At 64.4% G+C, this 8022-nt stretch carries 5 protein-coding genes and 2 pseudogenes; 4 read left to right on the forward strand and 3 right to left on the reverse strand.

Going from position 1 to position 8022, the window contains the following annotated elements:
• The first annotated feature begins 65 nt into the window (after positions 1–65).
• Positions 66–1499 (forward strand): annotated as a pseudogene (gene dnaB, locus ACR2JA_RS01675) (replicative DNA helicase).
• Between the two features lie 70 nt (positions 1500–1569).
• On the opposite strand, the gene ACR2JA_RS01680 reads toward dnaB, so the two are convergent.
• The 3 genes from ACR2JA_RS01680 to ACR2JA_RS01690 form a co-directional block, all read right to left on the reverse strand.
• Positions 1570–3339 (reverse strand): PhoH family protein, encoded by a 1770-nt coding sequence (locus ACR2JA_RS01680; protein ID WP_434007410.1) that lies wholly within the window; start codon positions 3337–3339, stop codon positions 1570–1572.
• Positions 3340–3513: 174 nt separating this feature from the next.
• Complete coding sequence (locus ACR2JA_RS01685) at positions 3514–3990, reverse strand: peroxiredoxin (RefSeq protein WP_434007411.1); 477 nt, start codon at positions 3988–3990, stop codon at positions 3514–3516.
• Positions 3991–4150: 160 nt separating this feature from the next.
• Positions 4151–4522: an Mth938-like domain-containing protein gene (locus ACR2JA_RS01690; protein WP_434007412.1), complete on the reverse strand. Its 372-nt coding sequence runs from the start codon at positions 4520–4522 to the stop codon at positions 4151–4153.
• Positions 4523–4676: 154 nt separating this feature from the next.
• Between ACR2JA_RS01690 and ACR2JA_RS01695 the strand changes: the two genes are divergently transcribed.
• The 3 genes and pseudogenes from ACR2JA_RS01695 to ACR2JA_RS01705 all read left to right on the forward strand — a co-directional run.
• Positions 4677–5903: a pyridoxal phosphate-dependent aminotransferase gene (locus ACR2JA_RS01695; RefSeq protein WP_434007413.1), complete on the forward strand. Its 1227-nt coding sequence runs from the start codon at positions 4677–4679 to the stop codon at positions 5901–5903.
• A gap of 104 nt (positions 5904–6007) precedes the next feature.
• Positions 6008–7330: a homoserine dehydrogenase gene (locus ACR2JA_RS01700; protein ID WP_434007414.1), complete on the forward strand. Its 1323-nt coding sequence runs from the start codon at positions 6008–6010 to the stop codon at positions 7328–7330.
• Positions 7331–7456: 126 nt separating this feature from the next.
• Positions 7457–8022, forward strand: a pseudogene (locus ACR2JA_RS01705) (threonine synthase); the annotation flags it as partial.

Genomic DNA, 8022 nt, shown 5'->3' on the forward strand with positions numbered 1-8022 from the left:
CCACAGACTTGTCCCATGACAACGCGGCACCCGCGGCGTACCATCCCTGTTTGATCTGAGCGCCCATGTCCGACGTGTACTCCACTCCCCCGTCCGCTTTCGATGCCGGTCTGGACGACGCCGATTTCGGCACGACCGATCGGCAGATCGCCCAGTTGCGTGTGCCGCCTCACTCCATTGAGGCCGAATCCAGTGTGCTGGGCGGCTTGCTGCTGGACAACGGCGCGTGGGACCGTGTGGCCGATCTGGTCAACGACTCCGATTTCTACCGCTATGAACACCGGCTGACGTACTCGGCGATTGCCACCCTGGTCAACGCCAGCAAGCCGGCCGACGTGGTGACGGTATATGAGCACCTGCAGAACCTGGGCAAGGCCGACGAAGCCGGTGGCTTGGCCTATCTGAACTCGCTGGCGCAGTACGTGCCCAGCGCGGCGAACATCCGCCGTTATGCCGAGATCGTGCGCGAGCGCGCGATCCTGCGCAAACTGGTGGCCGCCAGCGACGAGATCGCCACCAACGCCTTCAATCCGCAGGGCCGACCGGTCGCCAAGATCCTCGACGAAGCCGAGCAGAAGATCTTCAAGATCGGCGAAGAAGGTTCGCGGATGAAAGAGGGCTTCCAGGGCATGGACACCCTGGTGGTGGACCTGCTGGACCGCGTGCAGGAGATGGCCGACAACCCGATGGACGTCACCGGCGTGCCCACCGGGTTCATCGACCTCGACCGCATGACCTCGGGTCTGCAAGCCGGTGACCTGGTGGTGCTGGCGGCGCGTCCCTCCATGGGCAAGACGGCCTTTGCCGTTAACATTGCCGAGCACGTGGCCCTCAACGAGGGGCTGCCGGTGGCGGTGTTCTCCATGGAAATGGGCGCTTCGCAGCTGGCGGTGCGTATCGTGGGTTCCATCGGCCGCATCAACCAGGGCCACTTGCGCACGGGCAAGCTCACCGACGACGAATGGCCGCGGCTGACCGAGGCGATCGAGAAGCTGCGCACCGTCTCGCTGCACATCGACGAAACGCCGGGTCTGACGCCCAGCGAACTGCGGGCCAATGCGCGGCGCCTGGCGCGGCAGTGCGGCAAGCTCGGTCTGATCGTGGTCGACTACCTGCAGCTGATGAGCGGTTCCAGCGCGGCCGGGGGCGATAACCGCGCCACCGAGCTGGGCGAAATCTCCCGGGGTCTGAAGATGCTGGCCAAGGAGTTGCAGTGTCCGGTGATCGCGCTGTCTCAGCTCAACCGCTCGGTCGAACAACGCACCGACAAGCGCCACATGATGAGCGATCTGCGCGAATCTGGCGCCATCGAGCAGGACGCGGATATCATCATGTTCATTTATCGCGACGAGTACTACAACAAGGAGACCTGCAAATAGCCCGGCGTGGCCGAGATCATCATCGGCAAGCAGCGCAACGGTCCGACGGGCACGGTCAAACTGACTTTTATGAACCACCTGACGCGTTTTGAAAGCATGGCTGGCGGCGGCGATTTCTGAAACAGTGGCTTTACCCCAATAAAAAACCCGGCAGCGCCGGGTTTTTTATTGGGTTACGGAGCGCGCCGTGTCAGAGCACTTCGCTGGCGTAGTCGGCCAGGCGCGAACGCTCACCGCGCGCCAGCGTGATGTGTCCACCGTGCGGCCAGCCCTTGAACCGGTCCACCGCGAAGGTCAGGCCCGATGAGCCTTCGGTCAGGTAGGGCGTGTCGATCTGCGCCAGGTTGCCCATGCAGATGATCTTGGTGCCCGGCCCCGCGCGGGTGATCAGCGTCTTCATCTGCTTGGGCGTCAGGTTCTGTGCCTCGTCGATGATGACGTACTTGTTCATGAAGGTGCGACCGCGCATGAAGTTCATGCTCTTGACCTTGATGCGGCTGCGGATCAACTCGTTGGTGGCGGCGCGCCCCCACTCGCCTGCGTTGCCGCCGTCGCCCTTGGCCAGGAACTCCAGGTTGTCGTCCAGCGCACCCATCCACGGCCCCATCTTTTCTTCTTCGGTGCCGGGCAGAAAGCCGATGTCCTCACCCACGCTCACGGTGGCGCGGGTCATGATGATCTCGGTATACCGGCGGTCGTCCAGCACCTGGGTCAGGCCACTGGCCAGAGCCATCAGCGTCTTGCCGGTGCCGGCGGTGCCGGCCAGTGTCACAAAGTCCACCTCCGGGTCCATCAGCAGATTGAGCGCGAAATTCTGTTCGCGGTTGCGGCTGGTCACGCCCCAGACGGCGTTCTTGAGGTGGGTGTAGTCCTTGAGCGTCTTGAGCACCGCCGTCTTGTCGCGGATCTCGGTCACCCGGGCGTACAGCGAGGGCTCGCCCGGCGCTTCGAAGTACACAAACTGGTTGATGTAGAACTGCGCCACCGCCGGTCCGCTCACGCGGTAGAAGGTGTGGCTACCGCTTTGCCAGCTCTCGATGGTCTTGCTCTGACGCGTCCAGAAGTCCTGCGGCAACGCCAGCGCTCCCGAGTACAGCAGTTCGCCATCGTCCAGTGTCTTGTCGTTCTGGTAGTCGTCGGCGGCCAGTCCCAGGGCGCGCGCCTTCACCCGCATGTTGATGTCCTTGGACACCAGGATCACTTCGCGCTGTGGGTACTTGTCGCGCAGGGCTTGCACCACGCCCAGGATCTGGTTGTCGGCCTTGCCTTGTGGCAGGCTGGTGGGCAACTGGGCGTCCAGCGGCTCGGTCTGGAAGAACAGCAGGCCACGGGCCGTGCTGTGGCCGGTGGCCGACAGCTTGAGTCCCTTGGTCATGTCGCCGCCAGCCTGGGCGGCCAGTGCGTCCAGCGTGCGGCTGGTCTGGCGGCCGTTGCGGGCCACCTCGGTCATGCCCTTCTTGTGACCGTCGAGTTCCTCCAGCACGATCATGGGCAGGAAGATGTCGTGTTCCTCGAAGCGGAACAGGCTCATGGGGTCGTGCAGCAGCACGTTGGTGTCGAGCACAAAAAGACGGGCCAAGCCGTTGGGGGTGCTGCTCTTGCGCTGGTTGGGACGGCGCGGCGCGGCCGGTGCGGCGCCGCGTTCGATGGCTTGGGGGCTTGGGGCGACAGGGACTGCGGGCGCGTCGCGCTGCACAACTGCCGGCGCCTGTACTGGTGCTGTGGCCAAGTCGGCCGCCACGCTCGCGGTGGCTTTGCGCGGCCGGTTGCGGGAGCCGCTCTTGGTTGTCGCAGGGGTCGGTGCTGCGGATGCGGCTACCAACGGGGCTGAGGCAGAACGCCCAGACGCGGCGCGCTCCGGCTCGGGCAACATGTCCAGCGTTTCTTCGGTGCCTTTGAGGGTGTATGCGTCCGGGGCGAGCAGGGCAGCACGTTTGGCGGGGGCAGGGGGCAGTGGCATGGAATGCGTGGACCTTCAGCGCGGGGCTGGAAAACAAAAAGCCGCCGGGAGGACCGGGCGGCTTTTCGGGCTGCGGAACGCAGGTGAGGTGGGGATGGCGATGGGACTTCCCAATGTCATGAACCCATTATGCACGAGCGCTGTGACGCGCCCGATGGGAGCCAATGCGAGGTGTCAGGCGGCTTTCTTCAGGGCCTTGACGGCCTTGAGCACTTCTTCCACGTGACCCGGGACTTTGAGTCCGCGCCACTCTTGCTTCAGGACACCATCGGCTCCGATCAGGAAGGTGCTGCGCTCAATGCCCTTGACCTTCTTGCCGTACATGATCTTGTTCTTGACCACGCCGAACATGTGGCACATCTTCTCTTCCGTGTCGGCGATCAGCTCGAACGGCAGTTCCAGCTTGGTCTTGAAATCGTCGTGCGACTTCATGTTGTCGCGTGACACGCCAAACACCTGGGCACCCGCCTTGACGAAGTCTTTGTACTTGTCACGGAACTGCATGGCCTCGGTCGTGCAGCCAGGGGTGTTGTCCTTGGGGTAAAAATACAGCACCACGGTCTGGCCGACGTGGGTCTGGTTGCTGACTTTGATGCCGCCGGTGGCCAGGGCTTCAAATTCGGGAATGGGTTTGTTGACAACGACTGCCATACTGCGTGGGCCCCTGACGTAAGTTGGTGGTGATTCGTTGGCTTCCCGGCTGCTTCAGGCAGGGCCACCGGATCGGCCGATCACGGGAGCCTGCTCGGCAGGAAACAATCCGGTATTTTAACCCGAACGACTGTTTCAGGCTACCCGGGGCAGGAGCCGATCAGTCACCGATGAGCAGTGCCGCTGTCACTCGACGGCCTTCACCCGCCAGGATGTTGTAGGTCCGACAGGCCGCCGCGGTGTCCATGGTCTCCACCCCGATGCGTTGTGCGATCAGGCTTTGCAGCAATGCGGCGCGGGCAAAACGCAGCCGCGTGCCGCTTCCGAAAAGCACCAGCTCGGGCCGGTGCGCCAGCAGGGCCTCAAAGTGCTCCGGTGTCAGTTCGTCGAAGCGCCCGCAATTCCAGGGCGTCACACCGTCGGTGGAACTGAGCACCAGGCTGCTGCTGTGGCGCTGGCCGTTGATCGTGACCCAGTCTCCGCCGTAAGCGGTGATGGCGTACAGGTCCGCTTTGTCGGCGTGCAGTTTCATGGCGGGAGGGGCTGTTAGGGGTTCGCGCTGGCCCGGAAGCGGTGCGTATCTGTGGTCAAATTGCAGGTTTTCCCTGCGAGCGCTGCGTAATATAGCCGCGAGCGCCCGGCAGGCCAGTTGACCGCGCTGTTCGTCATCCCCGGAGGGAGGGACTTTGAAGACCATCCATAAATCCGCCAAGCTGGCCAATGTGCTCTACGACGTGCGGGGCCCGATCGTTGAGGCGGCCAAGCAGATGGAGGACGAGGGCCAGAAGATCATCAAGCTGAACATCGGCAACCTCGCGCCGTTCGGCTTTGACGCCCCCGAAGAGATCCAGCAGGACATGATCCGCAACCTGCCCAACTCGGCCGGTTACTCGGACAGCAAAGGCATCTTCGCGGCCCGCAAAGCGGTGATGCATTACACCCAGCAGCAAGGCGTGCAGGGTGTGACGCTGGAAGATATTTACCTGGGCAACGGCGCCAGCGAGCTGATTGTGATGGCGGCCAACGCGTTGCTGGACAACGGCGACGAACTGCTGGTGCCATCGCCCGACTACCCGCTGTGGACGGCGGCGACCAGCCTGTCGGGCGGCACGCCGGTGCACTACCGCTGCGACGAGGACAACGGCTGGCAGCCCGATCTGGCCGACATGCGCGCCAAGATCACGCCGCGCACCAAGGGCATCGTGGTCATCAACCCGAACAACCCCACGGGCGTGCTCTACAGCGACGAACTGCTCAAGGGCATCGTGGCGCTGGCGCGTGAGTTCGGCCTGGTGTTGCTGGCCGACGAGGTGTACGACAAGGTGTTGTACGAGGGCGTGACGCACACCGCCATGGCCAGCTTGTCGACCGATGTGCTGACCCTGACTTTCAACTCGCTGTCCAAGGCCTACCGTTCCTGCGGCTATCGCGCGGGCTGGATGGTGATCTCGGGCCCCAAGGAAATCGCCAAGGACTTCATCGAAGGCCTGAACATGCTGGCCAACCTCAAGCTGGGTTCCAACGTGCCGGGCCAGTGGGCGATCCAGACCGCGCTGGGCGGCTATCAGAGCATCAACGACCTGGTCAAGGAAGGTGGGCGCCTGCGCCGGCAACGCGACCTGGCCTATGCGCTGATCACCGCGATTCCGGGCGTGACCTGCGTCAAGCCGCAGGCCGCGCTGTACATGTTCCCGCGGCTGGACCCCAAGATTTACCCGATCCCGGACGACCGCCAGTTTTTCATGGAAGTGCTGCGCGCCACCCGCGTGATGCTGGTACAGGGCTCGGGCTTCAACTACCCGGACAACCAGCATTTCCGCATCGTGTTCCTGCCGCACGAGGACGACCTGCGCGAGGCCATCAACCGCCTGGCGCGGTTCCTGGAGGGCTGGCGGCAGCGCAACGGCACCTGAGCCACCGCATCAATGGAGGGCGGTTTGGTCATCAACGGATGGCCGCTCTCCCCGCATCATTTGGAGGGTGCCAGGCACCCGATTTTTCTGAAGTGACACAAAGCATGAAACCGATCCAAGTAGGCCTGCTGGGCATTGGCACCGTGGGCAGCGGCACGTTCAACGTGCTCCAGCGCAACCAGGAAGAGATCCAGCGCCGCGCCGGCCGCGGCATTGAAATCACCATGGTGGCCGACCTGGACGTGGCGCGTGCCCAGTCCATCGTCGGACCGGACGTGAAGGTGGTCAACGACGCACGCGCCGTGATCGCCAACCCCGAGATCGACATCGTCATCGAACTCATCGGCGGCTACGGCATCGCCAAGGCCCTGGTGCTCGAAGCGATCGCCGCCGGCAAGCACGTGGTCACCGCCAACAAGGCGCTGCTGGCCGTGCACGGCACCGAGATTTTTGCCGCAGCGTCCGCCAAGGGCGTGATGGTGGCGTTCGAAGCAGCCGTGGCCGGTGGCATTCCCATCATCAAGGCGCTGCGCGAAGGCCTGACCGCCAACCGCATCCAGTGGATCGCCGGCATCATCAATGGGACGACGAACTTCATCCTGTCCGAGATGCGCGACAAGGGCCTGGACTTCGACGTGGTGCTCAAAGACGCACAGCGTCTGGGCTACGCCGAAGCCGACCCGACCTTCGACATCGTGGGCGTGGACGCGGCGCACAAGGCCACGCTGATGAGCGCCATCGCCGTCGGCATCCCGGTACAGTTCGACAAGGCCTACGTGGAAGGCATCACCAAGCTGGGCGCGGCCGACATCAAGTACGCCGAACAGCTGGGCTACCGCATCAAGCTGCTGGGCATCACCAAGCGCACCGCCCAGGGCGTGGAGCTGCGCGTGCACCCCAGCCTGGTGCCGGCCAAGCGGCTGATCGCCAACGTGGAAGGCGCGATGAACGCGGTGGTGGTGCACGGCGACGCCGTGGGCACCACGCTGTACTACGGCAAGGGCGCGGGCAGCGAGCCGACCGCCTCGGCCGTGATCGCCGACCTGGTGGACATCACCCGGCTGCACACGGCCGACCCGCTGCACCGCGTGCCGCACCTGGCTTTCCAGCCCGATGCGATGAGCGATGTGGCCGTGCTGCCGATGAGCGAAGTCGTGACCAGCTACTACCTGCGCCTGCGCGTGGCCGACGAAGCCGGCGTCCTGGCCCAGGTGACTGGTCTGCTGGCCGGCGCCGGTGTGAGCATCGATGCGGTGCTGCAGCGCGAAGCCGATGAAGTGGGCGGCGAGGGCGCGACCTCGACCGACCTGATCATCCTCACCCACGACACGCGCGAAGGCACGATGAACGATGTGATGGCGCAGATGCAGGCCCTGCCCAGCGTGCTGGCGCCGATCACCCGCATCCGCAAAGAAGAGTTGAACTGACCCCCCGCGTCGCCTGCGGCGCCACCCCCTAGGGGGCAATGCCTGTGGCCCGGCGAAGCCGGTTCCACGGCATTCTGGAACGCACCCCCTCTGTCGGAGCGTTTCCGCTGATGAATCGGAACTGACATGCAATACCTCTCGACCCGCGGCCACCCGGACCGCAAGCGTTTCTGCGAAATCCTGCTCGAAGGCCTGGCGCCCGACGGCGGTCTGTACCTGCCCGAGGCCTACCCGCAGGTCGACGCGGCCACGCTGACGCGTTGGCGTTCGGTGCTGGCCGAGCAGGGCTACGCCGCGCTGGCGTTTGAGGTGTTGTCGCTCTACATCGACGACATCCCGGCCCCCGATCTGAAAGCGCTGTGCGCCAAGACCTACACGGCCGACGTGTTCGGCTCCACGGAAATCGTGCCGCTGACCACGCTGGAGCCCGGTTTCCACCTCGAAGCCTTGTCCAACGGCCCGACGCTGGCCTTCAAGGACATGGCCATGCAGCTGCTGGGCAACCTGTTCTAGTACTAACTGGCGCGCCGCGGTGAGCAGCTCAACATCCTGGGCGCCACCAGTGGCGACACCGGCAGCGCGGCCGAGTACGCCATGCGCGGCAAGCAGGGTGTGCGCGTCTTCATGCTCAGCCCGCACGGCCGCATGAGCCCGTTCCAGCAGGCACAGATGTTCAGCCTGATGGACGCCAA

The sequence above is a fragment of the Hydrogenophaga sp. genome, from assembly GCF_051007235.1.
Lineage (GTDB): Bacteria > Pseudomonadota > Gammaproteobacteria > Burkholderiales > Burkholderiaceae_C > Hydrogenophaga.